Origin of the sequence: Pseudoclavibacter sp. RFBJ3 (assembly GCF_002931375.1) — a bacterium.
In the GTDB taxonomy this organism is placed as follows: Bacteria; Actinomycetota; Actinomycetes; order Actinomycetales; family Microbacteriaceae; genus Pseudoclavibacter.
On record NZ_PSXZ01000006.1, the window covers coordinates 161,983 to 186,902 of the forward strand.

The 24,920-nt window shown below is 69.2% G+C and carries 20 protein-coding genes; 4 read left to right on the top strand and 16 right to left on the bottom strand.

What is annotated here, in order from left to right:
- Positions 1–13: 13 nt before the first annotated feature.
- From C5E07_RS08285 to C5E07_RS08295, 3 genes are all read right to left on the bottom strand, one after another.
- Positions 14–1,717, bottom strand: a complete 1,704-nt coding sequence (locus C5E07_RS08285; protein ID WP_104299070.1) for an acyltransferase — start codon at positions 1,715–1,717, stop codon at positions 14–16.
- A 165-nt stretch (positions 1,718–1,882) separates the two neighbouring features.
- Positions 1,883–3,268: a class II 3-deoxy-7-phosphoheptulonate synthase gene (locus C5E07_RS08290; RefSeq protein ID WP_104241125.1), complete on the bottom strand. Its 1,386-nt coding sequence runs from the start codon at positions 3,266–3,268 to the stop codon at positions 1,883–1,885.
- A 169-nt stretch (positions 3,269–3,437) separates the two neighbouring features.
- The gene (locus tag C5E07_RS08295; RefSeq protein WP_104241124.1) at positions 3,438–4,157 is read right to left on the bottom strand and encodes a 1-acyl-sn-glycerol-3-phosphate acyltransferase; all 720 of its coding nucleotides are present in this window, start codon (positions 4,155–4,157) and stop codon (positions 3,438–3,440) included.
- Positions 4,158–4,332: 175 nt separating this feature from the next.
- Between C5E07_RS08295 and C5E07_RS08300 the strand changes: the two genes are divergently transcribed.
- Positions 4,333–6,153, top strand: a complete 1,821-nt coding sequence (locus C5E07_RS08300) for a long-chain fatty acid--CoA ligase (protein ID WP_104299071.1) — start codon at positions 4,333–4,335, stop codon at positions 6,151–6,153.
- A 45-nt stretch (positions 6,154–6,198) separates the two neighbouring features.
- On the opposite strand, the gene def is transcribed toward C5E07_RS08300, so the two are convergent.
- From def to C5E07_RS08315, 3 genes are read right to left on the bottom strand one after another with little or no spacing between them, the layout of a single operon-like run.
- Positions 6,199–6,750 carry a peptide deformylase gene (gene def / locus C5E07_RS08305; protein WP_104299072.1) on the bottom strand — a complete coding sequence of 184 codons (552 nt, stop codon included), beginning with the start codon at positions 6,748–6,750 and terminating at the stop codon, positions 6,199–6,201.
- Positions 6,747–8,153 carry a mycothione reductase gene (locus C5E07_RS08310; RefSeq protein WP_104299073.1) on the bottom strand — a complete coding sequence of 469 codons (1,407 nt, stop codon included), beginning with the start codon at positions 8,151–8,153 and terminating at the stop codon, positions 6,747–6,749. The genes def and C5E07_RS08310 overlap by 4 nt, the downstream gene beginning before the upstream one ends.
- A complete protein-coding gene (locus tag C5E07_RS08315; protein WP_104299074.1) occupies positions 8,146–11,568 on the bottom strand; it encodes a pyruvate carboxylase in 3,423 nt (1,140 codons plus the stop codon). Before C5E07_RS08315 ends, C5E07_RS08310 begins: the two co-directional genes overlap by 8 nt.
- A 77-nt stretch (positions 11,569–11,645) precedes the next feature.
- On the opposite strand from C5E07_RS08315, the gene C5E07_RS08320 reads away from it, so the two are divergent.
- The gene (locus tag C5E07_RS08320; protein ID WP_104241119.1) at positions 11,646–12,512 is read left to right on the top strand and encodes a ParA family protein; all 867 of its coding nucleotides are present in this window, start codon (positions 11,646–11,648) and stop codon (positions 12,510–12,512) included.
- Positions 12,513–12,559: 47 nt separating this feature from the next.
- Here the strand turns inward: C5E07_RS08320 and C5E07_RS08325 are convergent, their stop codons facing one another.
- The 3 genes from C5E07_RS08325 to C5E07_RS08335 form a co-directional block, all read right to left on the bottom strand.
- The gene (locus C5E07_RS08325; RefSeq protein ID WP_104241118.1) at positions 12,560–13,102 is read right to left on the bottom strand and encodes a MerR family transcriptional regulator; all 543 of its coding nucleotides are present in this window, start codon (positions 13,100–13,102) and stop codon (positions 12,560–12,562) included.
- Between the two features lie 300 nt (positions 13,103–13,402).
- Positions 13,403–14,032 carry a MerR family transcriptional regulator gene (locus C5E07_RS08330; protein WP_308471360.1) on the bottom strand — a complete coding sequence of 210 codons (630 nt, stop codon included), beginning with the start codon at positions 14,030–14,032 and terminating at the stop codon, positions 13,403–13,405.
- 65 nt (positions 14,033–14,097) lie between these two features.
- Positions 14,098–14,598: an FHA domain-containing protein gene (locus C5E07_RS08335; protein WP_068478243.1), complete on the bottom strand. Its 501-nt coding sequence runs from the start codon at positions 14,596–14,598 to the stop codon at positions 14,098–14,100.
- A gap of 257 nt (positions 14,599–14,855) precedes the next feature.
- On the opposite strand from C5E07_RS08335, the gene C5E07_RS08340 reads away from it, so the two are divergent.
- Positions 14,856–15,671 carry a DUF3097 family protein gene (locus C5E07_RS08340; protein WP_104299185.1) on the top strand — a complete coding sequence of 272 codons (816 nt, stop codon included), beginning with the start codon at positions 14,856–14,858 and terminating at the stop codon, positions 15,669–15,671.
- Here the strand turns inward: C5E07_RS08340 and C5E07_RS08345 are convergent.
- Complete coding sequence (locus C5E07_RS08345; protein ID WP_181057884.1) at positions 15,643–16,215, bottom strand: CDP-alcohol phosphatidyltransferase family protein; 573 nt, start codon at positions 16,213–16,215, stop codon at positions 15,643–15,645. The two genes, C5E07_RS08340 and C5E07_RS08345, sit on opposite strands and share 29 nt — an antisense overlap.
- A gap of 108 nt (positions 16,216–16,323) precedes the next feature.
- On the opposite strand from C5E07_RS08345, the gene C5E07_RS08350 reads away from it, so the two are divergent.
- A complete protein-coding gene (locus tag C5E07_RS08350; protein ID WP_104299076.1) occupies positions 16,324–16,749 on the top strand; it encodes an RNA-binding S4 domain-containing protein in 426 nt (141 codons plus the stop codon).
- Between the two features lie 89 nt (positions 16,750–16,838).
- On the opposite strand, the gene C5E07_RS08355 is transcribed toward C5E07_RS08350, so the two are convergent.
- From C5E07_RS08355 to C5E07_RS08380, 6 genes are read right to left on the bottom strand one after another with little or no spacing between them, the layout of a single operon-like run.
- Entirely contained in the window at positions 16,839–17,627 is a 789-nt protein-coding gene (locus C5E07_RS08355) for a DUF1684 domain-containing protein (RefSeq protein WP_104299077.1), read from the bottom strand.
- Positions 17,554–19,596, bottom strand: coding sequence for an FAD/NAD(P)-binding domain-containing protein (locus tag C5E07_RS08360; RefSeq protein ID WP_219820066.1), 2,043 nt, complete (start codon positions 19,594–19,596; stop codon positions 17,554–17,556). The genes C5E07_RS08355 and C5E07_RS08360 overlap by 74 nt, the downstream gene beginning before the upstream one ends.
- Positions 19,593–21,257, bottom strand: coding sequence for an ABC transporter ATP-binding protein (locus C5E07_RS08365; protein ID WP_181057886.1), 1,665 nt, complete (start codon positions 21,255–21,257; stop codon positions 19,593–19,595). Before C5E07_RS08365 ends, C5E07_RS08360 begins: the two co-directional genes overlap by 4 nt.
- A complete protein-coding gene (locus C5E07_RS08370; RefSeq protein ID WP_104299078.1) occupies positions 21,254–22,213 on the bottom strand; it encodes an ABC transporter permease in 960 nt (319 codons plus the stop codon). The genes C5E07_RS08365 and C5E07_RS08370 overlap by 4 nt, the downstream gene beginning before the upstream one ends.
- Positions 22,210–23,244, bottom strand: coding sequence for an ABC transporter permease (locus C5E07_RS08375; protein WP_104241113.1), 1,035 nt, complete (start codon positions 23,242–23,244; stop codon positions 22,210–22,212). Before C5E07_RS08375 ends, C5E07_RS08370 begins: the two co-directional genes overlap by 4 nt.
- A gap of 4 nt (positions 23,245–23,248) precedes the next feature.
- Positions 23,249–24,850: an ABC transporter substrate-binding protein gene (locus C5E07_RS08380; protein ID WP_104299079.1), complete on the bottom strand. Its 1,602-nt coding sequence runs from the start codon at positions 24,848–24,850 to the stop codon at positions 23,249–23,251.
- Positions 24,851–24,920 lie beyond the last annotated feature (70 nt).

The following is a 24,920-nucleotide window of genomic DNA, read 5'->3' on the forward strand; positions in this document are numbered from 1 at the left end:
CCGCGACCGAGCGCTACGAGCGTGACGCCGGCCGAAGTGTCGCGATGGGCTCAGGACGATGCACCCCGCGCATGCGGTAGCCCAGCGAATCCGATGCGTGCAGCAGGTCCGCGAGCAGCCAGATGATGCTCAGCCACATCTCGGTCCCCTGCAACCCTGGTTCGCCATCCTCCCCCGAGGAGCGCGGCGCGAACGCCATCCCCTCGCCGGGAACCCACTGGCCGAGCGCCTGCTCGAGCGCCCCGCGCGCCCACTCCGCGATCTCCCCGCGGCGGTGCTGGGTCTGCTGCGAAGCGAGCCAGAGCGGATGCGCGATATCGAGCACGTTGCAGGCCGTCCAGCCGTCTGGCGTGGAGAGGTGGGGGTCCGCGGCGTGCAGCAGCACGGTGTCGATCGTCGCGACCGGATACGGCAGCGGCAGTCCGAACTGCGCGAAGAGTCCGCGGGTGAGCCGGTAGAAGCCGTTCACGGCCTGCAGCCGTGGCGACTCCCCGTCCGGGAGCTCTTCCCCCCACAGGCCTGTTCGCGGGTCCGCGCGTGCGACCGCCCAGCCGAGCACGGTGAGGAGCGGCCCGACTCCCCTGTCGTCGAGGGCGTCGGAATGATCCAGCATGTTCGCGGCGCACGCCGTCGCGACCGCGTCGACCGCGGCACCGGAGCCCCAGGCGCCAGCAGCCCAGTCGCGGGCGTCGAGGGCCGCCGTCACGTCGGTTCCCGTGAGCCCGTGCACGGCGCGGATCGGGTGGGGCATCCGCCCGCCCAGCAGCCGCACGGCGTAGCTGGCGCTGAGGACGTGGTAGCTCGCCGGCCCCTCGAAGGCCGAAAGCCGTTCCGACGACTGCGGATCCGGCGACGTCTGCGCTCGCTCGAGGCCGGCGTCCGAGAGATCGCCGTCGGCGACCAGGCCCGTCGCGGGATCCTGCCTCGCCGTCAGCCTCCGGAGCAGGTCCGCGGCGTCGAAGCCGGGCGGCGGCGCGTCCAGCAGCAGGTCGGCGAGCTCGACGGCGTCGGCCCAAGGTCGAAGGGTGGGCGCCGCAGCCGTGCCTGGGCAATCGACGAAGCGGCCGCCCTCGAAGCAGCGCGCGAGCACCGCCGTGATCTCAGCCCGAGCCGTGTCCCCGAAGCGTCGGAGCCCCTCCCTGAGCCCGGCTTCGCGTGCCGGCGCCCGGCGGTCGCGGAGGACGCGCGCAGGATTGCCCGCTACGACCGCGTGGTCAGGGACGCTCTTCGTGACCACCGAGCCCGCGCCGATCACGACGTGGTCGCCGACCACCACCCCGTCGAGGATCGTCACCTGCGAGCCGATCCAGACATCGTCTCCGAGGACGATCCCTCGACTCGACAGCCCCTGGGTGAAGACCGGAGCGTCCGGCTCCATCTCGTGATTGAAGCCGAGGATCGAGGTGTGTGCGCCGATTCGGACGCCGTCGCCCATCTGCACGTCGCCGCGGACCACTGCGAAGGGGTTGACGGAGCAGTCCGCGCCGATCGCGACGTTGTCGGTCACGTAGGCGTTGGCGGCGATGTAGCTGCGGTCGCCGATCGACAGCCGATCGCAGAAGACGGCGGCGCTCGCCGAGACGAACACCCGGTCGCCGATCACGGCACCCGACGCTGCCAATTCGCGCAGTCGCTCAGCTTGGGCGGCTCCGTCGGCGGAGTGGGGATCGTACTCCCATGGGAGGAAATCGACTCGGTGGACGCTGTCAGCGCTCATGCGCTCATCCTTTCACGAGCGATGCGGCGGCGGAGTTCAGGCTTCGTGCTCACAAACGCCGAGAGAGGCCTCCTGGCGACGGCAGAGCTCGACAGCTCCACCATGCCAGGAGGCCTCGTCACGTCACACGACCCGAAGCGCCTTCGAGGTCACGACCGAGTCCCTCTAGTGCTTGCCCGCGCGCAGCTCCTCGGCCACGAGGAACGCGAGCTCGAGCGACTGCATGTGGTTGAGACGCGGGTCGCACAGCGACTCGTAGCGGGTCTCGAGGGTCTTCTCGTCGATGTGCTCGGAACCGCCGAGGCACTCGGTGACGTCATCACCCGTGAGCTCGACGTGAATGCCACCCGGGTGCGTCCCCGCGGCGCGGTGCGCCTCGAAGAAGCCCTTGACCTCGTCCACGACGTCGTCGAAGCGACGCGTCTTGTAGCCGTTCGGCGTCGTGATCCCGTTTCCGTGCATCGGGTCGGTGATCCACAGCGGCTGCGCATCGCTGCTCTTGATCGCCTCGAGCAGGGGCGGAAGCGCGTCGCGGATCTTGCCTGCGCCCATGCGGGTGATGAACGTGAGCCGACCAGGTTCGCGGTTCGGGTCGATCTTGTCGATGAGCCGCAGCATGGTGTCGGGCGTCGTCGATGGCCCGAGCTTCACGCCGATGGGGTTCTTCACGCGGCTGAAGAAGTCGACGTGCGCCTCGTCCAGGTCGCGCGTGCGTTCCCCGATCCAGATGAAGTGGCCGGACGTGTCGTACGGCAGACCGGTGCGGGAGTCGATGCGGGTCATGGGTCGCTCGTAGTCCATGAGGAGCCCCTCATGGCCGACGAAGAACTCGACGTCACGGAGTGCGTAGAAGTCAGCTCCGGCGGCCGCCATGAAGCGGACGGCACGATCGATCTCAGCCGCGAGCTGCTCGTAGCGCGCGTTGGCGGGGTTGGCGGCGAAGCCCTGGTTCCAGGAGTGCACCTCGCGGAGGTCGGCGAAGCCGCCCGTCGTGAATGCCCGGACGAGGTTCAGCGTGGAAGCGGCCGTGTGGTAGCCGCGGAGCATGCGCTCCGGGTCCGGGGTGCGGCCCTCCTCGGTGAAATCGAAGTCGTTGACGATGTCTCCGCGGTACGCGGGCAGCGTCACGTCCCCGCGCGTCTCGTTGTCGCTCGACCTGGGCTTCGCGAACTGACCGGCCATGCGGCCCATCTTGACGACCGGCATCGACGCGCCGTACGTCAGCACGACGGCCATCTGCAGGATCGTGCGCACCCGCGCACGGATCTTGTCTGCCGTCGCGCCCGCGAAGGTCTCGGCGCAGTCGCCACCCTGCAGGACGAACGCCTGCCCGGCAGCGGCCGTCGCGATACGGTCGCGCAGGCGGTCGACCTCGCCGGCGAAGACGAGTGGCGGCAGCGACGCGAGCTCACCTGAGACGCTCGCGACCTTGGTCGCGTCGCCCCACTGCGGCTGCTGCCGGATCGGCAGCTCGCGCCAGGCGTCGAGCCCCTCGAGCACGCCGGGGGGCGTCGGGATCGACTCTGTGTGGGTGGAGGTGAATTGGCTCATGCTCGCTTCTCTGATCTCATGTCTCTGATCTCATGCTGGCAGCTTGGGCGCTGCAGCGCTGGTGTGTTGCTGGATCTCACGCCGAACGGCCCCGACGATACTCGGGGCCGCGGCGCTCTGCTCTGTTGATCGCTCAGGGCTTCTCGAACGCCCGGACCTGCTCGGCGATTCAGTGCTTCTGCGCGGCGGCGAGCGCCTTGGCCTCTGCGTCCATCTTGGTCCGGATGGACGAGGCATAGATGTCGCGATAGTCCTGGTTGCTGAGGGCGTGCAGCTCGCTCATGATCTCGTCCGTGATGGAGCGGAGCACGAAGCGGTCGGCGGCCATGCCCTCGTACCGCGTGAAGGTGAGCGGCTCGCCGAAGACCATGCCGACCTTGCGGAGACGAGGAACCTTCGCTCCGATGGGCAGGACGCGCTCCGTGTCGACCATGACCACGGGGACGACCGTGACGGGCTTGTCCGCCTGCATGATCATGCGCGCGATTCCCGTGCGCCCACGGAACATCCGTGCGTCGGGGCTGCGGGTGCCCTCCGGATAGATGCCGAGCACCTTGCCCTCGCCGAGCACGCGCAGGCCCGTCTGCAAGGACGCCTCGCTCGCTGCTCCGCCACCCCGGTCGATCGGGAGCATGCCCGTCGACTTGAAGAACTGCGCCGTCAGATAGCCCTTGATCCCCGTGCCGGTGAAGTACTCCTTCTTCGCGAGGAAGTAGACGCGGCGGTCGATCGACAACGGCATGAAGAACGAATCGATGACCGACAAGTGGTTCGACGCCAGAATGACCGGCCCCTTCGCCGGTATGTTCTCGACGCCGCGCACCCAAGGGCGGAACGTTCCGCGCACCAAGGGACCTGCGAAGAGATGCTTGAGCACCCAATACAACATGCGTGGCCTCCCGATAGGCGATGGCACATCAGTGTACTCGGGACATGCCCGGCCCCGTTGCGCCGCTCCCCGTTTCCGAAACGGTAGGGTTGGAAGCCACGGAACGTGAAGTCGAATCGGTCCGGACGATGGGCGTTCAGGCGGCTCACGACCAGGACCACACTCAGGAGTTGCAATGAAGCTATCCGAGACCCCCGCCGTCGTCAGCCCGGAGCCGAGCTGGAACACCACAGATCTGCTCGAGTACCGACTTCGAGAATCGCCGGATCTCGCCCTCTTCGCCCTGCCGGATGGCAGCATCTGGCGCGACGTGCCGGTCAGGGAGTTCCACGCGAAGGTGCACACCCTCGCCAAGGGCTTCGTCGCCGCTGGCATCGAGCCCGGGGAGCGCATCGCGTTCGTCGCGAAGACGAACTACGAGTGGACGCTCGTCGACTTCGCGCTCTGGTACGCCGGTGCGGTCATGGTGCCGGTCTACGAGACCAGCTCGTCAGCGCAGATCGAGTGGATGCTCGAGGACTCGGAGGCCGTCGGCATCATCTCCGAGCTCCCGGAGCACGACGACAAGCTCGACGAGATCTCGGACACCGTCGAGGGGCTGCGCGTGCGCTACGCGCTGCACGCCGGCGCGATCGAGGAGCTCATCCGGCTCGGGGCCGGCGTCGAGGACGCGGAGATCGAGCGCCGTCGTGGGATCGCGAACGGCGCTGACATCGCGACGCTCATCTACACCTCGGGATCGACGGGACGCCCCAAGGGGTGTGTCATCACGCACTCGAACTTCGTCGAGCTGTGCCGCAACGTGAAGGACCCGCTCGGCGCGCTCATCTACCCCGGCGCATCCACGGTGCTCTTCATCACGCTCGCGCATGTCTTCGCCCGCTTCATCTCAGTGCTCTGCATCTACGGCGGAGTCAAGGTGGGCCACCAGCACGACACCACGAAGCTCGTGGAGTCGCTCGGCACCTTCCACCCGACCTTCCTCCTCGCGGTGCCCCGCGTGTTCGAGAAGGTCTACAACTCGGCGGAGCAGAAGGCGGAGACCGGCGGCCGGGGCAAGATCTTCCGCAAGGCGGCAGACGTCGCGGTCCGCTACTCGGAATCTCAGGACGCGGGCCGGACGCCGCTTGTCCTCGGCCTCCAGTACAAGCTGTTCGACAAGCTCGTCTACTCGAAGCTGCGCGAGGTCATGGGCGGCCGAGTCAAGCACGCCGTCTCGGGTTCCGCGCCACTCGGCGCGCGTCTCGGCCACTTCTACCGGGCCATCGGCGTGAACATCCTCGAGGGCTACGGCCTCACCGAGACCACGGCCCCTGCGTCCGTGAACCTCGCGGAGAAGTCGAAGATCGGCACCGTCGGGCCGGCGCTGCCCGGCGTCGCCGTGCGCACCGATGACAGCGGCGAGCTCCAGGTCAAGGGCATCAACGTGTTCCGCGAGTACTGGAAGAACCCAGAGGCCACAGCCGCGGCCTTCGACGGCGAATGGTTCAAGACGGGAGATCTCGGCTCGATCGACGACGACGGCTACATCACCGTCACCGGGCGAATCAAGGAGATCATCGTGACCTCCGGCGGGAAGAACGTCTCCCCCGCGGCGCTCGAGGACCCGATCCGAGCCAACCCGCTCGTCGGCCAGATCGTCGTCGTCGGAGATCAGCGACCGTTCATCTCCGCGCTCGTCACGCTCGATCCCGAGATGCTCAAGACCTGGCTCTCCAACAACGGCGAGGACCCGAGCATCTCGGTCGCCCAGGCCGCGGAGCACCCGAAGGTGCTGGCCGAGATCCAGCATGCCGTCGACCTCGCGAACACGCGCGTCTCCCGGGCCGAGTCGATCCGCAAGTTCGTCGTGCTCGACGGCGAGTTCACTGAAGCGGACGGCACGCTCACGCCGAAGATGTCGATCAAGCGCCACGTGATCCTCGAGAAGTACCGAGGAATCATCGAGGGCATCTACAACGCCGCACCCGCGACGCAGGGCATCACGCTCAAGTAGCTCGGAGAGCTGGACCCTCGCGGCCAGCGCCTCCGGTTAGCGTCGTCAGCGCGACGTGCGGCCGAAGGCGCTGGCCTTCGCGGATCCAGCAGAGGCGGTCGCGGGCGCGAACCACTCGCTGCTCCGGATCTCCCGCATGGCTTCCTTGCGGTGCTCGGGCGCGAGCGTGTCGATGTACACGACCCCCTTCAGGTGGTCGGTCTCGTGCTGCAGCATCTGAGCCATGAGGCCGGAGCCCTCGAGGACGACGGGCTCGCCGTCCAGGTCGATTCCGGTGACCCGAGCGTGCTCGTACCGTGGCGTCTTGTTCCAGAGGCCGGGGACGGAGAGGCAGCCCTCGTCGATCTCCTCGACGCCTCCCCAGGTGCTCTCGAGGACCGGGTTGAGCACGTAGCCGGTCTGCCCGTCGATGTTGTACGAGAACGCGGCAAGTCCGACCCCGATCTGCGGAGCAGCCACCCCGGCACGGCCGTCGAGCGCCGTCGTGTCGAGCAGGTCGGCGACAAGACTCCGGATGCGGTCGTCGACGACAGTGATCTGCTCGGCGGGCGTGCGCAGCACCGGATCTCCGTAGAAGCGGATGGGGCGAACGGTCACAGTTCCTCCTCAGCGCGCAGCAGCGCGTTCTCGACCACCTCGCTAGCCGCGGGGTGGGGCCAGTACTGGCCGCGCGCGAGACCCCGGATGGAGTGCCCGAAGCTCGCCGCGAGGACGAGGGGCTGGAGCAGGACCGCCGCGTCTGGGCCCACGATGTGCGCCCCGAGGATGGTCGCGCTTCCACGCGCTATGACGAGTTTACAGAAGCTGCGCTGGTCTTCGAGCGCCCACCCCCATGCGGTGGACCCGTACTCGTGCACGACCTCGAACGCGTCGTAGCCGAGCTGCTCGGCCCGCTCGAGGGTTGCTCCGAAGCTGGCGATCTGCGGCTCGGTGAACACCACGTCGGGGACCGGGCCGAGGGTGTTCTTCATGAGGCGACGGCCGGGCTCGACGGCGATGTTGTGGGCGACGACCCGCGCCTCGTGGTTGGCGACGTGCTTGAGCTGGTGCTCCGAGTCGATGTCGCCGAGGGCGAAGACGCCGGGCACCTGGTGGCCGTCGCGGAGGACGCGCTGGTAGGCGTCCACGCGCAGCCGGCCGTCGTCGTGGTGGTCGAAGCCGACCTCGAAGGTCCCGAGCGTGTCGGTGTTCGGGATGCGTCCGATCGCGACGAGCACAGCGTCGACCTCGATGCGCTCTCCCGAGTCGGTCGTGAGTGTCGCGACGCCGCCGTCGTCGGAGAATCCGACGACGGAGGTGCCGGTCTCAAGGCGCCAGCGCTCCCGTGCCGCGTCCGCGAAGGTCTCGGCGACGTCGGCATCGAGCGAGGAGAGCACGCGCCCGCGCACCAGCTGCGTCACCTCGGAGCCGAAGGCGCTGAAGACGTGCGCGAACTCAGAGGCGATGGAGCCGCCGCCGATGATCGCCAGGCGACGAGGCGCGTCATCGATGCGCATGATCGTGTCGGAGGTGTGGACGAGCGGCGAGCTGAGCGGAACGACGTCGTGGTGGCGCGCGCGACTGCCCGCGGCGATGACCAGCGTGTCGGCCGTGAGGCGCCTCCCGGAAGCCGTGAGCACCTCGCGGTCGCCGAGCATCTCGACTCGCTCTCGGACGAGCGTGACCCGAGGGTTGCCGCTCTCCCGGTAGTGCTCCCCGCTCTCGCTGATGTGGTCGATGCGGCCGAACACGCGGTCGCGCACCTCCGGCCACGACGGGCGCAGCCGGACGTCGTGGATGCCAAGGCGGTCGGCGTCGCGCGCGACCCGCACGATGTCCGCCACGTGGACGTACATCTTCGTCGGGATGCAGCCGACGTTGAGGCAGGTTCCGCCGAAGTGCGGGCCGTCGTCGATGATCGCGGTTTTCGGCCCGCTCTCGTCGCCTGGGGGGAGGGAGTTCCCCGAGCCTGCGCCGATGATGATGAGGCCGAAGTGCTCGGCGTCGGTGCGCTCAGGCATCGGCGCTCTCGGCACCCGGACGCACGACGACGAGGAGGTCCCCGTTGCCGACCTCGAGCGGTGAGGAGATCGCGAGGCGCTCGACGACTCCAGCGACGGGTGCGGTGATCCCGGCCTCCATCTTCATCGCCTCGATCGTCGCGACGGTCTGCCCCTGGGCGACACGCTCGCCGACGTCCACACGCAGCGTGACGACGCCGGAGAACGGCGCTGCCACGTGACCGGGATTTCCGCTGTCGGCCTTCTCGCGTTCGATCGTGTCGACCTTGATGCTGCGGTCACGCACGAAGACCGGCCGCAGCTGACCGTTCAGGGTGGCCATGACGGTGCGCATGCCGTCCGCATCCGGTTCGCCGATGGCCTCGAGCCCGACGAAGAGCTGCACGCCCTTGCCGATGTGGATCACGTGCTCTTCGCCAGGCTCGAGCCCGTACAGGTAGTCGAGGGTGTCGAGCACGGACAGGTCGCCGAAGAGCCGGACCGTGTCCTCGTAGCTCGCGGTCGGCTGCGGGAACAGGAGCCTGTTGAGGGTGCGCCTGCGCTCGAGGCTGTCGCCGGCGAGGCCGGCTTCGTCGGCCGCGGAGAGCGGCGTGATCTCGATCTTCACGTCGCGGCCCTCGAGCACCTTGCTGCGGAAGGGCTCCGGCCATCCGTTGGGCAGCTCGCCGAGTTCGCCCGCCATGAAGCCGATGACCGAGTCCGGGATGTCGAACTTGCCCGGGTTCTCGGCGAAGTCGGCCGGGTCGGCTCCCACCGCGACGAGGTGCAGGGCGAGGTCTCCGACGACCTTCGATGAGGGAGTCACCTTGGGGATGCGGCCGAGGATCTTGTCGGCCGCGTCGTACATGTCCTCGATGCGCTCGAACTGGTCCGCGAGTCCGAGTGCGATGGCCTGCTGGCGGAGGTTCGACAGCTGGCCTCCGGGGATCTCGTGCTTGTACACGCGACCGGTCGGGCCGGGGAGACCCGACTCGAAGGGGCGGTAGACGAGGCGGACTGCCTCCCAGTAGGGCTCGAGATCGGTGACGTTCGTGAGGCTGATGCCGGTGTCCCGCTCCGTGTGCTCGAGCGACGCGACCAGCGCCGAGAGACTCGCCTGGCTCGTCGTGCCCGACATCGGAGCGCTGGCGACGTCGACGGCGTCGACGCCCGCCTCGCTTGCCGCCAGGAGCGTCGCCAGCTGCCCACCAGCGGTGTCGTGCGTATGCAGGTGGACGGGCAGGTCGAAGCGCTCGCGCAGGGCCGTGACGAGGATCGAGGCCGCCTGCGGGCGCAGGAGACCCGCCATGTCCTTGATCGCGATGATGTGCGCGCCCGCCTCCACGATCTGCTCCGCGAGGCGCAGGTAGTAGTCGAGCGTGTAGAACGGCTCAGCGGGGTCGGCGAGGTTGCCGGTGTAGCAGAGGGCGACCTCGGCGACGGCGGTGCCGGTCTCGAGCACTGCGTCGATGGCGGGCTTCATCTGCGAGACGTCGTTCAGCGCGTCGAAGATGCGGAAGATGTCGACGCCCGTCGCGGTCGCCTCGTGGACGAATGCCTTGGTCACGGCCTCGGGGTACGGCGTGTAGCCGACGGTGTTCCGCCCGCGGAGCAGCATCTGCAGGGGGATGTTCGGGACAGCCTCGCGGAGGCTCGCGAGGCGCTCCCAGGGCTCCTCACCGAGGAAGCGGAGCGCGACGTCGTACGTCGCCCCTCCCCAGGCTTCGATGGAGAGCAGTTCCGGCGTGAGGCGTGCGAGGTAGGGCGCCGCTGTGACGAGATCCCGCGTGCGGACGCGGGTCGCGAGGAGCGATTGGTGCGCGTCGCGGAACGTGGTGTCGGTCACGGCGAGTCGCCGCTCCGAACGCAGCTGCGCCGCGAAGGCCGTCGGCCCGAGCTCGAGCAGCTCCTGTCGGCGCCCGCCGGGCAGCGGGAGGGCGGTGTCGAGCTCAGGGAGCTTCGAGCGGGGCTCGACGGAGGTCGGCCGAGCGCCGTGCGGGGCGTTGACCGTGACGTCGGCGAGCCAGTTGACGATCTTGGTCCCCCGGTCGCCGGGTCGGCGGTACTCGAGCAACCCTGGACGCTTCTCGATGAAGTCGGTCGCGACGTCGCCACGCTGGAAGTCGGGGTCGTCGAGCACGCCGAGGAGGAAGGGGATGTTCGTGGCGACGCCGCGGATGCGGAACTCGGAGAGCGCTCGACGGGCCCGTCGGACGGCTGCGGGGAAGTCGCGTCCGCGAGCCGTGAGCTTCATGAGCATCGAGTCGAAGTGCGGCAGGACCTCCGCGCCCGTTGCGATGGTGCCGCCGTCGATGCGGATGCCGGAGCCGCCCGCGGAGCGGTACGTCGTGATGACGCCGGTGTCGGGACGGAAGCCCTGGGAGGGGTCCTCGGTCGTGATGCGGCACTGCAGCGCGAAGCCGTGGAGTTCCAGCTGGTGCTGTTGGAGGCCCATATCGTCGAGGCGCTCGCCCGAGGCCACACGCATCTGCGCCTGGACGAGGTCGACATCCGTGACCTCTTCCGTCACGGTGTGCTCGACCTGGATGCGGGGGTTCATCTCGATGAAGACGTGCTGACCTGCGCGCGGCCCGGCTGTGTCCAGGAGGAACTCCACGGTGCCGGCGTTGACGTAGTCGATGGACTTCGCGAAGGCCACGGCATCCGCGTAGAGCTTGTCCCTGACCTCCTGCGGGAGGTTCGGAGCGGGAGCGATCTCGACGACCTTCTGGTGTCGACGCTGGACGCTGCAGTCGCGCTCGAACAGGTGCACGACGTTGCCGTGCTCATCCGCGAGGATCTGCACCTCGATGTGGCGAGGCCGCAGCACCGCCTGCTCCACGAACATCGTCGGGTCGCCGAAGGCGCTCTCCGCCTCCTTCATCGCAGACTCGAGCGCCTCGCGAAGGTCCTCGGGGCGCTCGACGCGACGCATGCCGCGTCCGCCGCCTCCGGCGACGGCCTTCGCGAAGATCGGGAAGCCGATCTCGTCGGCGGCCGCGCAGAGCTCCTCGAGATCCGTCGAGGGCTGGCTCGAGGCCAGCACCGGCACGCCGGCGGCGATGGCCTGGTTCTTCGCCGTGACCTTGTTGCCCGCGGACTCGAGGACACGCGGCGGCGGACCGATGAACGCGATGCCGGCCTCCTGGGCAGCGCGCGCCAGTTCCGGGTTCTCACTCAGGAAGCCGTAGCCGGGGTAGATGGCGTCAGCCCCAGACTCCTTCGCGACGCGGAGGATCTCGGCGACATCGAGGTAGGCGCGGACGGGCTGGCCGACGGTGCCGATCTGGTACGCCTCGTCAGCTTTCAGGCGGTGCAGGGAGTTGCGGTCCTCGTAGGGGTACACCGCGACCGTCCGCGCTCCGAGCTCGACTGCGGCGCGGAATGCGCGGATCGCGATCTCGCCTCGATTCGCGACCAGGATCTTCTTGAACACCGGTGTTCCACCTTCCGACAACACGACAGGGGCATGCAGCAACGTGACCTCAAGCCTAGTGAATGTAGCCTGGGCTGGTGTTCGTCCTCAGCATCAGTTCTCTCAAGGGCGGCGTCGGCAAGACCACGGTGACCCTTGGCCTCGCTTCCGCCGCCTGGGCCCGCGGGCTCAGAACCCTCGTCGTCGACCTGGATCCCCAGTCCGACGTCTCCACCGGGCTCGATGCCCGAGCGCAGGATGGCGCCACGATCTCCGACGTCCTCCGCTCGCCGAAGCCCAGCACGGTTCGCGCCGCGATCGCCCGCTCGGCGTGGGGCGAAGGCAGCCGCGGCGTCATCGACCTCATGGTGGGCAGTCCAGCAGCACTGAGCTTCGATACCCCGAATCCCTCGATCCGAGAGATCTGGCGCCTCGAGGAGGCACTCGCCGTCGTCGAGGAGGACTACGACCTCGTCCTCATCGACTGCCCGCCCTCGCTGAACGCGCTCACGCGCACGGCCTGGGCCGCCTCGGACCGTGTCGCGGTCGTCACCGAGCCCGGGCTCTTCTCGGTCGCCGCCGCCGACCGCGCGCTCCGGGCCGTCGACGAGATCAGGCGAGAGCTGTCGCCGCGGCTCCAGCCGCTCGGCATCATCGTCAACCGTGCGAAGCACCAGTCCCTCGAGCACCAGTTCCGCCTCGGTGAGCTCCGGGACATGTTCGGGCCCCTCGTGCTCTCCCCCGCGCTCCCCGAGCGCACCTCCCTGCAGCAGGCTCAGGGAGCGGCCAAGCCCGTGCACCTCTGGCCGGGAAGCTCAGCCGAGGAGATGGCGGCGAACTTCGACAAGCTGCTCGACCGCATCATGCGGGCCGGCCGGCTGGGCACCTACGCGGAAGCCCCCGCCACCGGAGACGACGAAGCCCCGGTGACGCGCGGGCGTCAACGGGGCCGGTCGAACACCTAGCGAGCTCTTGAGAACCGGCGGCCTCGGCAGCGGGGCCGCCGACGGCGTCAGCTCGCGCGGCTGGCGCGGCGAGCTGCGAGCTCGTCGACGGGGTCGAGCGTCTGCTGCTCGAAGTCGACGAGTGTCGACTCGACCTCGCGGAGCACCTGGCCGACGAAGATGCCGAACACGCCCTGCCCGCGGTGCACGAGGTCGATGACCTGGTCGTTCGAGGTGCACAGGTAGACGCTTGCGCCGTCCGACATGAGCGTCGTCTGCGCGAGGTCGACGACGCCGGTCTCGGCGAGCTGGTCGACCGCCGTGCGGATCTGCTGGAGCGAGATGCCCGTCTCGAGCAGTCGCTTCACGAGCTTGAGGACGAGGATGTCGCGGAACGAGTAGAGACGCTGGGAGCCAGAACCCTTCGCCCCTCGAACCGTCGGCTCGACCAGACCGGTGCGAGCCCAGTAGTCGAGCTGCCGATAGGTGATGCCCGCGGCACGAGCGGCAACGGCGCCACGGTACCCGGAGCCCGGATCGAGGTCCGGAATGCCGTCGGTGAAGACCAACTCGCCGCCGGTTGGCGCGTCGCCCTGTCCCTGCTCGCTCATGCCTGCACCTTTCACACGTTTTCGACCAACTCAGCGCCCCGTACTCCTGGAGCAAGCCCTGCGCTCCGGGGAGCAGATGCGCCCTGGGGAAGCCTTGTACCACAAGGGAACTTGAGGTAAGTCCCGAGCCGTCTGGGTCGATTCTATTGGAGTGCATGCCACTCGGCTACTTCCGAACGACAACGATGTGATCCTGACCCGACTTGCCCCGGATTTCAGGCCTCCACGGCAGGCCTGCGGCGTGTCGTGGCACGAGATCGTGGCTCGAGAATCCACTTCACGTTCAAGTGGAGGATGAACCTACCTGCGACCGCGAACCGCTTGGCGGATGAGGGACCGGCGAACCGACCCGAGGTGCTCGGCGAGCTCGTTGGCGCGCTCGACGGCCTCACCCTGCGAGCGTGCTCGCCGCGCGTTCGTCGAGAGCGCCTGCTCGATGAGCCCGAACTCGTGGTGAGCGGCAGCGCGGAAGGGGCGCAGGTGGCGGGGCTCGATGCCCACTCGCTCGAGCTCCACGAGCGTGCTCAGCATGGTGAGCTCGTCTTCCTGATACCGACTCGCCGCTGGGATGAGTCCGGCGCTCACAGCCTGCTCGAGCAGCGCGGGCTTCGCTCCAGACCGCTCGAGGAGCTGCGCGCGATCGAGGACGGTGCCGGCGGCGAGCATGGTCTGCCGCTGCGGTGCCCGCGATCCCGGGAGCTCAGGCTCGAGGCCCCGATCGAGATCGTCGAAGTACTCGGCGATCACCTTGAGCGGCAGGTAGAGGTCGCGCTGCATGGTGAGCACCTCGCGCAGGCGAGCGACGTCGGCCGCGGAGAACTTGCGATACCCCTTCGGCGTTCGCTCGGGGTGCACGAGGCCCTTGTCCTCGAGGAAGCGGAGCTTGGAGGGGCTCAGCTCAGGGAACTCGACGTTCAGCCGCTGCAGCACCTGACCGATGCTGAGCGTCCGACCTGGTCCCCGCGCAGAAGCCGCCGCCGCCATAGCGGCCACGATCAGTTCCCGGCAGACGCGGAAGTCAGGCTGGTGTCAAGCGGAGAGCTGTAGAAAGTGAGCCGGAATTTGCCGACCTGCACTTCTCCGCCGTTGGTGAGGACGGCGGAGTTGATGCGCTCGCCGTTGTAGTACGTGCCGTTGAGCGAACCGAGATCGCGCATGTGGAACTCGCGGCCGTGCCGCGTGAACTCGGCGTGACGACGGGACACCGTGACGTCGTCGAGGAAGATCTCCGCGTTCGGGTGCCTGCCAGCGACCTGGAGGTCGGTATCGAGCAGGAACCTGGCTCCCACGTTGGAACCGCGACGGACGATCAGGAGCGCGGACCCGGAGGGGAGCGCACTGATGGACTCCATCTCCTCCTTCGACACGCCACCTGCGATCAGCGCAGCGAGCTGCGCGCTGAAATCGCCGGTGAACGACATCGTCGAAGACTGCGTCTGCTCATCGACGACGCCGTCGCCTTCAGGGGTTCGCGCCTCAGCGTCAGAACCAGCCATATTTGCCTCCTCGAGTCGATGCTCAAGCGTAGCGGAATCGGGGGTGCCCGAATTCCGGTCGGTTAATTGCAGCAGCACCGCCTGCCATTGTGCGTCAGACGACTGAGTGTTGTCGAAACGAGCGGGGAAATCGAACCCCATTTTCACCCTCGGCGTACACTTTCGGGGTGCTAGACGTCTCCTCCTCCGGCGATCGCGCGAGTTTCGACGGCCGCGCTGGGTCCGATGACCGCTACGCGGGCGACCCCATCGCCCGCATGCGCGAACGCAAGTCCGCGCCGCTCACGCGCAAGGTGCCCATGGCGAGCGGCATGTGGCTCGAGGATGCGGCGAGCGGCTTCTACGGCCGCCTCGCGTCGGCGAACAAGCAGACGGTGACGCTGCAGGACTTCGACGGCCAGCGCAAGGCGTTCCCCGCCGATTCGATCTTCCTGCTCGAGGACGAGGCCGTCCTGCTCGGGCCCCCGGCGGCCAAGCAGCAGTCTGGGCGCGCACGCAGCGCGTCCGGCTCCTTCCACGTCGCCGATGCCAAGGCGAGGACCGCGAGGGCCGGGCGAATCTTCGTGGAGGGCAAGCACGACGCCGAGCTCGTCGAGAAGGTCTGGGGCCACGACCTGCGCATCGACGGGGTCGTCGTCGAGTTCCTGCAGGGCGCCGACCACCTCGCCGAAGTGCTGACGGTGTTCGGACCGAGCCCGACGCGCCGCGTCGGAGTGCTGCTCGATCATCTCGTCAAGGGCTCGAAGGAGCAGCGCATCGCCGACGACATCACGCGGCGCTTCGGCGCCTCGCACGTGCGGGTCGTCGGCCACCCGTACGTCGACGTGTGGCAGTCGGTGAAGCCCGAGCGCCTCGGGCTCAAGGCCTGGCCCGTCATTCCCCGAGGGCAGGACTGGAAGAAGGGCATCTGCAGAGCGCTCGGCTGGCCCGCAGAGGAGCAGGCGGACACGGCAAGGGCCTGGCAGCGCATCCTGGAGCGCGTCCGCGACTACCGGGACCTGGAGCCGTCGCTGCTCGGCCGGGTGGAGGAGCTCATCGACTTCGTCACGGAGCCCGGCGGCGCAGGTACCTGACCGCGTAGACGGCTCCTGCTGCGACGTGCAGGACCGTCCCGATCAGCAGCATCCACCACGTGATGGTGCGCAGCGGCTCGGCGGGGACCTGCTCGGCGTACGACAGCAGGTGGAGCGGCATGGCGACCATGATGAACGCCGACCTGGCCTTGCCGAGCAGGTTCACGCGCCCCTCGCGGACCCGCTCGAGCCGCGCCAGCCCGATGACGAGCAGCGCCAGGTCGCAGAGGAAGATCGTGACCAGCACGAACCACGGGAAGTAGCCGAGGAGTGCAAGGCCGAAGCCGATGATGATGATGCCGAGCCGGTCGGCGACCGGGTCGAGGACCTCCCCCACTCGGGAGACCTGCCCGAGGCGGCGCGCGAGGAAGCCGTCGATCCAGTCGGTGGCCCCGAACGCAGCGAGGCTCAGGGTGGCGGCCAGCTCCCGACCGTCGGCGGCAAGCCAGATCGTGAGGGGCACGAAGACGAGCAGTCGTGCCACCGAGATGGCGTTGGGCAGCGTCGCCCACCGCATCGGGCTCTCGTGCCGGTCGCCTGCCATGACGTCATTGTCGCAGTGGCACGCCTCGCGCGTCTGTGCACGACCGCTGTGCACGACCGCTGTGCACGACCGCTGGGCGCGGCCGCGCGAACTCGATACGATCATCGGATGGACCGAGACGAGCACGGCTACCACCAGCCAGGACCCGCGTCCGTGCGGGTCGACGTGTGGCTCTGGGCGGTCCGCATCTACAAGACGCGCAGCGCCGCGACCGCGGCGTGCAAGGCCGGGCACGTCAAGATCGACGGCGATCGGGCCAAGCCAGCGCAGCGCATCCACGTCGGCGACGAGGTTCGGGTTCGGACTGACCGCGACCGGGTCCTCGTCGCGCAGGAGCTCCTCAAGAAGCGCGTCGGCGCGCCGATCGCGGCGAAGGCCCTCATCGACAACTCTCCTCCGCCTCCCCCTCGGGAGTTCGCCTCCCCCATCGCGTACCGCGACCGTGGGGCCGGGCGTCCGACGAAACGGGAGCGTCGAGAGATCGATCGCATCCGCGGCCGCGACGAGCGGCCCCTGCTCGACCCGGACGAGTGATCGACCCGGACGAGTGATCGCGAACCGCGCTCCGAGTTGGGTTCCGTGGGGCGCGGTTCGCGATCGTCGTCAGCGACTGGACGTTGACGTCAGGCCTTGATGGCGTTCCGCTCGCCAGCTCTGACCGGCACGCTGAGTCGGTTGTCGGCGGCAGGCGTCGGGCAGACGAAGTGGTCGCTGAAGGCGCACGGCGGCAGGTAGGCGCGATTGAAGTCGATCGTCGTCGCCCCGTCGGCCTCGGGGGCTGGGACGGTCAGGAACCGGAAACGGTAGCTCTCGACACCGCTCGTCGTGTCGGCGAACACGACTTGGAGTCCTGCCTCGGTGTGGTCGGCGTCGATCGAGAACGCCGAGCCGCCGAGCTCGAAGTCGAGCTTCCCGCCGAGGTCCTTCCTGGACACGTAGCCGTCCGCCTGGAGCACGTCGACCTGCTCGGTCGAGGGACGGAAGCTCGCGGACACGACGTAGTCGTCGTCGGGCTGGTAGCTGTCGATGCCGAGGAGCGCGGCTCGCCCCGACGCCTCGGGGTCGAGCACTCGGAGGGCGCGCTGATCGTCGCGCGCGAACGCCCGGAGGATGCGCGCACCGTCGCGGAGCTCCTCGCCCGTCTTCAGCGTCACGCGGTCGCCGACTCCGGAGCCGGAGGCGTCCACGTACCCGCTCTCAGCGAGCCCGCTGCCGACGACGGCGCCGTCGACGATGCTCCAGGTTCCCGCGACGCCATCGAGTTCGAGCTCGACGCCGTCGGCGAGCCAGTTGGTCGCGACGAGGGCCGCCGGCCCGTACGGGGCACGGACCGCGCGCTCACGACTTTCGTGCCAGACCGCCCAGCGTGCGCTGAAGTGGTCTCCGGTAGTGGTGCTCTGCTGCGTGCTCATGCTGTTCCCTCTCCTCGTTCTCTCTGCTGATCTCGCCGACGAGTCTCAACGTACTCAGGGCGACGGCGTCGTTCTCGCGGAACGAGACGGCGTTGGTCCGGGGGCGGGAGAACGCCCCGACGAATGGATTGGACGTGTACGGGCCGATGGCGAACCGACGGGGATGCGTCGTCCCGTCTGCCTGCACGATCCTCGAGTCCTCGCGGCGCACCTCGATGACGCCGGTGGCGAGGCTGCCCTCCGGGGTGGCGGCGATGCGCTCGCGCCCCTCGCCCGACTCGATGAGCTGCCTGAGCGCCAGGTTGTCGGTGTGGGCGACGTCGGCGTCGGGAAGCCAGGCGTCGATGAGCGCGCGGGCCGACACCTGTCGCTCGAGCGTCGTGCCCTTGGCCCGGAAGAGGCCTGCCTCCTCGTCCTCCCAGACGCGCAGCTCGCCGCCCAGGAAGTGCACGACACCGGCCTCGCTGAGCGCGAGGAGCTCGTCGAGACGGTGTCCTGGCGGGCCGGACGCGACGTAGCTGAAGAAGCCCTTCCACCAGACGCGAACGTCTCCGGCGAGCGAGGCCGGCGACCAGTTGGGGGCATCCTGGAACTCGACGAAGGTCATGAAGGAGAAGAGGAGGGCGAGGAAGAGACCCTGGTTCTCGCTGTGCTGCTGGCTGTTCCTCCTGCGGAGGTCTTCGCGGATGTAGTCGTGGAGGGCGACCGACACCGAGCCGACGTCGGTAGCCGCGGCCCCGCGCAGGGGGTGGTCGAAGGTCTCGATGTCGAGCTCGTCGCTCGGGTCGACGAGCGCGGCGAGCACCGCCTCGTGGAGTTCGGGTGACTGCGCGGCGAATCGGTCGAGCTCGGCTCGGAACTCGACCCAGGACACGCGCACTCGGTCGGGGTGACCCGTGAAGAGCTCGCGGTAGTAGCCGTGCAGCATCTCCTTGGCGAGGAGCGGCCAGAAGTGCGTGCGGAAGTCCAGGATCTCGTGCTCGGCGACGATCTCGCGGGCGATGTCCGCCGTGAAGTAGCGGGTCTCGAACGGCTCCCCCTGGAGCACGCTCGTGACCTTGGAGTGGTAGGGAACGCCCCGCCTGGAGCCGACGAGGATGCGCGGCTCGCGTCCGGAGGGACGGTACTTGAGGCGTCCCGGCTCGTCTCCGGGCACGAACGCGCCCCCGCGCCCCTCGGTGAGCAGCACGAGCAGGTCGACGGCGGCGAGGCCGAGACCGCGGACGATGACGGGCTCCCCGGCTTCCACTGCACTGAAGTCTGCGTCTGCCGTGAACGAGGGCGGCACGTAGGCGAGGTCGTGGCGGGCCGCGAACTCGCTCAGCTCGGCGGTTCTCGTTCCTTCGTGGACCAGGGTTCCGGAATGGCCGAGCGCGTACACGACGACGTCGACGGTGAGGCTGTCGCCCGTGTCGAGCTCGACGCGCTGCGCGCCGTTGTCGATCGTCGTGACGCCCGTCACCTCCGCGGCATGGACGAGGACCGTCAGGCCCTCCGGCGCCGAGTCCGCCGCCTGCTCGAAGAACCAGCCCAGGTACCTGCTCTGCAGGCGCCTCGTGGGGAAGCTCGCCGGACCGAGTGAGCGCACCTCGTCGGCCACCTGCTGGTCCTCCGTGTCGAGGTCGTACCCGTCCAGCTCGCCGCGGCTCGCGAGCTCAGCCCATTCGACGAGGGAGGGTCCCTGCCTGACCGGGCCCTCGATGGTGCTCGTCTCGTCGGTGAACATGGTGACGTCGGCCGCCAGCGAGTTGAGCTTCAGGAGCCCGGACTGGGCGTCTCGCCAGATGCGTCCGGCTCCAGGCGGGTGCGGGTCGATGAGGTGCACGACAAGCGGGCCCGTGGTGTCCCCGTCGTAGTTGGCGACGATGCGCTCGAGGAGCCCCGCTCCGCGAGGTCCGGCGCCGAGGACCGCGATGCACCTGGCTCCCCTGGTGCTGTCGATGTCGATGAGCCTGGCCGCGGATGTCATGCGATCGCCTCCAGGACGCGCTCGGTGGGCTTGCCGCCGGGGATGGCGTCGACGAGTGCTCGGGTGTACGCGTTGGTGCTGCGCTCGAAGACCTCGTCGACGGTGCCTTCCTCGAGCAGCTCGCCGCCGCGGAGCACGCCCACGCGGTCGGCGATCTGGCGGACGACCCCGAGGTCGTGGGTGATGAACAGGTAGCTCAGCGAGTGCTCGGCCTGGAGGTCCACGAGGAGCTGGAGGATCTGCGCTTGGACGGAGACGTCGAGGGCGGAGACCGCTTCGTCGAGGACGATGAGCTCTGGCTTCAGGGCGAGTGCTCGTGCGATGGCGACGCGCTGCCGCTGCCCTCCGGAGAGCTGCGTCGAGCGCCGTTGCGCGAAATCGGCGGGGAGCGCGACGTCGTCCAGCAGCTCGAGCACCCGCGCGCGGCGCGACTGCTTGTCGCCGATCCCGAAGGCCCGCAGCGGCTGCTCGATGGAGTCCGCGACGGTGAAGCGCGGGTCGAGCGATGAGTAGGGGTCCTGGTGCACGAGCCCGGTCCTTCGGCGGAAGGCTCTCAGGGCGCTGCCTCTGGCGCCGGCGACTTCGAGGCCGTCGAGGCGGATGCTCCCCTGGTCCGGTCGTTCGAGGAGCAGGGCGAGGCGGGCGGTCGTGCTCTTGCCGGACCCCGACTCGCCGACGAGCGCGTAGCTCTCGCCGCGGGCGATCGAGAAGGCGACGTCCTTGGTCGCGTCGACCCGTGCGCCTCCCGGCAGCCGGAAGGTCTTGCTCAGTCCCCTGACCTCCAGCACCGGGCGGCTGCGGTCGATGCCGAGGGTGCCGGTGGCCGGCGCGAGTCGCGTCGAGGTCCTGGTGGGTGCGGCCGCGACGAGTCGCTTCGTGTACGGGTGCTGCGGGTCCTCGAGGACCTGGGCGGCCGGGCCGGCCTCGACGATCGCTCCGTGCTGCATGACGAGGATGCGGTCGGCCCGGTCGGCTGCCACCCCGAGGTCGTGGGTGATGAAGAGCACGGCCGTGGATGCGACGGCGGCCCGTTCCGCGATGAGGTCGAGGATCTGGCGTTGGACGGTCACGTCGAGGGCGCTCGTCGGCTCGTCGGCGATGATGAGGCCGGGCGAGGCTGCGAGCGCGGCCGCGATGAGGACCCGCTGCCGCATCCCGCCGGAGAACTGGTGGGGGTACTGCGCCGCACGCTTGGCCGCGTCCGGGATGCCGGCGTCCTGGAGGAGTTCGACGGCTCGCGCGCGAGCGTCCTTCTTGGTGGCGAGCCCGTGGATGAGGAGCACCTCGGCGACCTGCGCTCCGACGGTCTGCAGCGGGTTCAGGGACGCCGAAGGGTCCTGCGGGATGAGGCCGATGCGTGCACCGCGGACGGCACGCCATTCGAGCGGTGTCAGGGCGGTGAGGTCGAGGCCGTCGTAGCGGAGGGCGTTCGCGGTCACCGCGGTGCTCGCGGGGAGGAGGTCGACGATCGACTTGGCGACGCTGGTCTTGCCCGAGCCGGACTCGCCGACGATGGCGACCTGCTCCCCCGGGTACACGTCGAAGGAGACGCCGTCGACGGCGAGCGTCGTGGCTCCCTTGTAGGCGAGCTGGAGGTCGCGGACGGAGAGGAGCGGCTGCGGTTCGCTGCCTGCCTGCTGCGTCAGGGGTGTGGAGGTCATGAGCGGTCTCCTCGTTCTTGGAGCCAGCGCGAGATGCGCGCCGTGGAGAGCACGACCGCGACGATCACGAGTCCGGGCAGGGTGGTGAGCCACCAGGCGGCCTGGAGGTAGTCGCGACCCTCGGAGATGAGGGCGCCCCACTCCGGCTGGGGCGGCGGGGCTCCGAAGCCGAGGAAGCTGAGGGCGGAGATGGCGAGCACTGCGGCGCCGAACTCGATGGCGGCGAGCGCGAGGACCGGGGTGATCGCGGCGGGGAGGACCTGGCGAAAGATGATGCTCGGCCAGCGAGCGCCCGAGAGCTTCGCCGCCTCGATGTAGCCGGCGGTGGCGACCGAGAGGACCTGCGAGCGCATGATGCGCGCGAAGGCTGCGGTGGACGCGAGGCCGACCGCGATCGCGATGTTGAGCGTCCCGAAGCCGAGTCCCGTGATGATGGTGAGCGAGAGCAGCAGGGCGGGGATCGCGAGGATGACGTCCATGAAGCGCATGATCGCCTCGTCGACGAATCCCCGGAGGTATCCGGCGAGGAGCCCGAGGAGCGCCCCGGTGCCGAGCGCGATGACGACGGCGAGGCCGGACGCGAGGAGGGTGGTCTGCGAGCCGTGGATGAAGCGCGCGAGGGTGTCTCGACCCAGGTTGTCGGTGCCGAAGGGGTGCGCGGGGCTCGGCGGCTGGAGGCGGTCGAGGAGGGTGCCGTTGATGGCGTCGTACGGCGTGAAGATCGACGGCGCGATAGCCCAAGCGACGACGGTGGCGAGCACGGCGACCGCCAGGATGAGGGACGGCAGGCGCAGGAGGCTGCGGAAGCGCGCGAACGACGACGGCTTCACGGCGGCAGGCACGGGCTGCGGGGTCCGCTCGGCGGCGGCGCCGCCGGCACTGCCCGGGGCAACGTACCGCTCGGCGCGACTCAGCACAGCGAGGTCCGACGGCGGTGTGAGGAGGGGCTGGGTCATGCTGCGACCTCGTTCGCTCGTGTCCTGCCGGGCTCCGTGGAAGCTGCGCCGGGCGCCGATGGGGGCGTCGGACGCCCCTTGGTCGCGGGGCGCTGCTTCGTGGAGTGCGAGAGGCGGGGGTCGACGAGCGGGTAGAGCGCGTCGACGATGAGGTTGGTGACGACGAAGATCGCGGCGGCGAAGACGACCGCGATCATGACGAGGGGGATGTCGCGGTTGGCGACGGCGGTCACGATCATGCGGCCGACGCCGTCGCGGGAGAAGACGGTCTCGGTGACGACGGTTCCCGCGAGGAGCTGGCCGACGAGCACCCCGCCGATCGTGAGGGTCGGCAGGGCCGCGTTCCTGAGCGCGTGGCGCACGAGGATGCGTGTGTCGCCGGCCCCCTTCGCCCTGGCCTGCTCGATGAAGGGCCGGGCGAGGGTCTCGTGCAGGCTGCGGGTGAGCACCTGGGCAAGGTAGGCGCCGGTTGGGATCGAGAGCGTCAGCGCCGGGAGGATGAGCCCCACGAACCCCGTGCTGCCGAAGGCTGGCACCCAGCCGAGCTGGAAGGAGAAGACCTGCAGGAGCAGGAGCCCGAGCCAGAACGTCGGGACCGCGATGGCGAGGGAGGGCAGCGATTGGAGGATGCCGCGCAGCCAGGAGGATCGGATGAGGTTGCTGACGAGCGCGAGTCCGATGCCGCCGATGACGGACAGCACGAGGGCTGCCCCGGCGAGGGTTGCCGTCGACGGGAGCGCGCGGGCGAGCACCTCGGTGGCGGGGATGCCGTTCTGCACGGAGCTGCCGAAGTCGAGGACCAGGGCTCCCCCGAGGGCGGCCAGGTACTGCTCGTGGAACGGAGCGTCGAGTCCGAGCTCCGCTCTCAGCGCCTCGATGGCGGCCGGGTCTGCGGCCCCCTCTCCGCCGCCGGCCGCGGCCACGGCCGCCGCGTCGCCGGGGAGGAGGTAGAGGAGGAGGAACGACAGGGTGAAGGCCGCCCAGAGGACCAGGATCCCCAGGGCGAGCCTCCACGCGAAGTAGCGAGCCATACGGTTACTCCGCGGCCTTCCAGGCTGCCGAGAAGTCGAGCCTGCTGGACGCCTCGAACTGCACTCCCTGGACGCCGGGCGCCTGGACGAGGTTCGTGGAGAGCTGGATGACGGGGACGGCGTAGCCCTCCTCGAGCAGCTGGGTGACAGCCGCGTCGACCTCGGTCTGGCGGGCATCCGCATCGACGATGGCGGCCTGCGAGTTGAGCACCTCGTCGATCGGGCCGACCTCGCGGTAGTTGTACTTGTTGCCGCCCTCAGCCGAGAAGAACACGCGGAGCGCGTCCGGGTCGGCGCGGGTGATGTTCGCCCAGGTGAACGGCTGCGTACCGTCGTTGATCGCGGTCACGTCGGCGATGGGGGCCTCGCGGAGCTGGAGGTCGATGCCGACGGCGGCGAGCTGGACCTGCACCTGCTCGAGGACGTTGGTGGTCGGCTGCCAGTAGGCGAGCTCGAAGCTCAGCTTCTGGCCGTCCTTCTCGCGGATGCCGTCCGCGCCTTCGACCCAGCCGGCTTCGTCGAGCAGCTTCGCGGCGTCCTCGACGTTGTACTCGAGGATGTCGCTCTGGTCGCTGTAGTAGGGCGTCGACGTGGCGAGCACGCTCGTGGCCGGGCTGTCCTCTGGCGTCAGGAGGGCGAGGAGCTCCTCGCGGTTGATGCTCTTCTGCACGGCGAGGCGCACGTTCTTGTCGGAGAGGATCGGGTGCGAGGCATTCGGGATGAGGTTGTAGACCACGCCGGGGTTGGCGCGGTTCTGCACGTTCGCGCCGGCGCCCTTGAGCGCGTCGAGGTCGACGAAGGAGACGTCGGTCGAGACGTCGAGCTGGCCGGACTGGAGCGACCCGGTGAGCGTCGATGCCTCCGGGATGACGGAGTACGTGATCGTGTCGAGGTAGGGACGCTCGGTGCTGCCGGTCGTCGAGGCACCCCACGCGTAGTCCTCGCGGGCGGCGAGGACCGTCTCGGCGTTGGGGGTGTAGCTCTCGACGGAGAAGGGCCCTGAGCCGATGAAGTCGCCGGCGCAGCGCGCTTCCTGGCTGAGCTTCGTGCTCTCGGTGGAGACGAGCCCGAGCGTGAAGGTGGAGGTCGCCTGCAGGAACTGCGCCGACGGCTCGGCGAAGGTGTAGGTGACCGTCTGCGGGTCCACGACGGTGACCGACTCGAGGCCGGCGAGGTACAGATTGCCGAGCGCCGACTTCGCGCCGAGCGCCTGGACACCCTCCGCGTTGGCCTTGACGGCTTCGGCGTCGATGGGCGTGCCGTCGGCGAAGGTCGGCCCCTCGGCGAGCGTGAAGGTGAACTCCCTCGCGTCGTCCGAGATCTCCCAGGATTCGGCGAGCCACGGGAGCACCTCGCCGGTCTCGACGTCCTGCGTCGTGAGCGATGCGACGGTCTGGCGGGCGATGTTGACGTTGTTGTTGTTGCCGACCTGGGCCGGGTCGATGCATCCGATGTCGCTGAGGATGCCGACGCGCAGGTTGCCGCCCTGGACGGGGTCTGCATCGGCCGCCGGAACCGCTCCAGACTGCGACGCGCACGAGGCGAGCGCCATCATCCCGACCGCGGCGAGGGCGGCGGCGGAGAGCGGTCTGGTCGAGCGGGTCATCTGGACTCCTTCTCAGCGGAACGCACCCCGAGTGCGGGATCCGTCCCAGGTACGGGGATGTCCAGAGACT

Coding starts and splice junctions, on each gene's coding strand:
- C5E07_RS08335 (WP_068478243.1), bottom strand. CDS start 14,598: ATGGCTGGTTCTGACGCTGAGGCGCGAACCCCTGAAGGCGACGGCGTC.
- C5E07_RS08290 (WP_104241125.1), bottom strand. CDS start 3,268: ATGAGCCAATTCACCTCCACCCACACAGAGTCGATCCCGACGCCCCCC.
- C5E07_RS08350 (WP_104299076.1), top strand. CDS start 16,324: ATGGACCGAGACGAGCACGGCTACCACCAGCCAGGACCCGCGTCCGTG.
- C5E07_RS08285 (WP_104299070.1), bottom strand. CDS start 1,717: ATGAGCGCTGACAGCGTCCACCGAGTCGATTTCCTCCCATGGGAGTAC.
- C5E07_RS08380 (WP_104299079.1), bottom strand. CDS start 24,850: ATGACCCGCTCGACCAGACCGCTCTCCGCCGCCGCCCTCGCCGCGGTC.
- C5E07_RS08325 (WP_104241118.1), bottom strand. CDS start 13,102: ATGAGCGAGCAGGGACAGGGCGACGCGCCAACCGGCGGCGAGTTGGTC.
- C5E07_RS08345 (WP_181057884.1), bottom strand. CDS start 16,215: ATGGCAGGCGACCGGCACGAGAGCCCGATGCGGTGGGCGACGCTGCCC.
- C5E07_RS08365 (WP_181057886.1), bottom strand. CDS start 21,257: ATGACCTCCACACCCCTGACGCAGCAGGCAGGCAGCGAACCGCAGCCG.
- C5E07_RS08295 (WP_104241124.1), bottom strand. CDS start 4,157: ATGTTGTATTGGGTGCTCAAGCATCTCTTCGCAGGTCCCTTGGTGCGC.
- C5E07_RS08375 (WP_104241113.1), bottom strand. CDS start 23,244: ATGGCTCGCTACTTCGCGTGGAGGCTCGCCCTGGGGATCCTGGTCCTC.
- C5E07_RS08355 (WP_104299077.1), bottom strand. CDS start 17,627: ATGAGCACGCAGCAGAGCACCACTACCGGAGACCACTTCAGCGCACGC.
- C5E07_RS08370 (WP_104299078.1), bottom strand. CDS start 22,213: ATGACCCAGCCCCTCCTCACACCGCCGTCGGACCTCGCTGTGCTGAGT.
- C5E07_RS08300 (WP_104299071.1), top strand. CDS start 4,333: ATGAAGCTATCCGAGACCCCCGCCGTCGTCAGCCCGGAGCCGAGCTGG.
- C5E07_RS08310 (WP_104299073.1), bottom strand. CDS start 8,153: ATGCCTGAGCGCACCGACGCCGAGCACTTCGGCCTCATCATCATCGGC.
- C5E07_RS08360 (WP_219820066.1), bottom strand. CDS start 19,596: ATGACATCCGCGGCCAGGCTCATCGACATCGACAGCACCAGGGGAGCC.
- C5E07_RS08340 (WP_104299185.1), top strand. CDS start 14,856: ATGCGCGAACGCAAGTCCGCGCCGCTCACGCGCAAGGTGCCCATGGCG.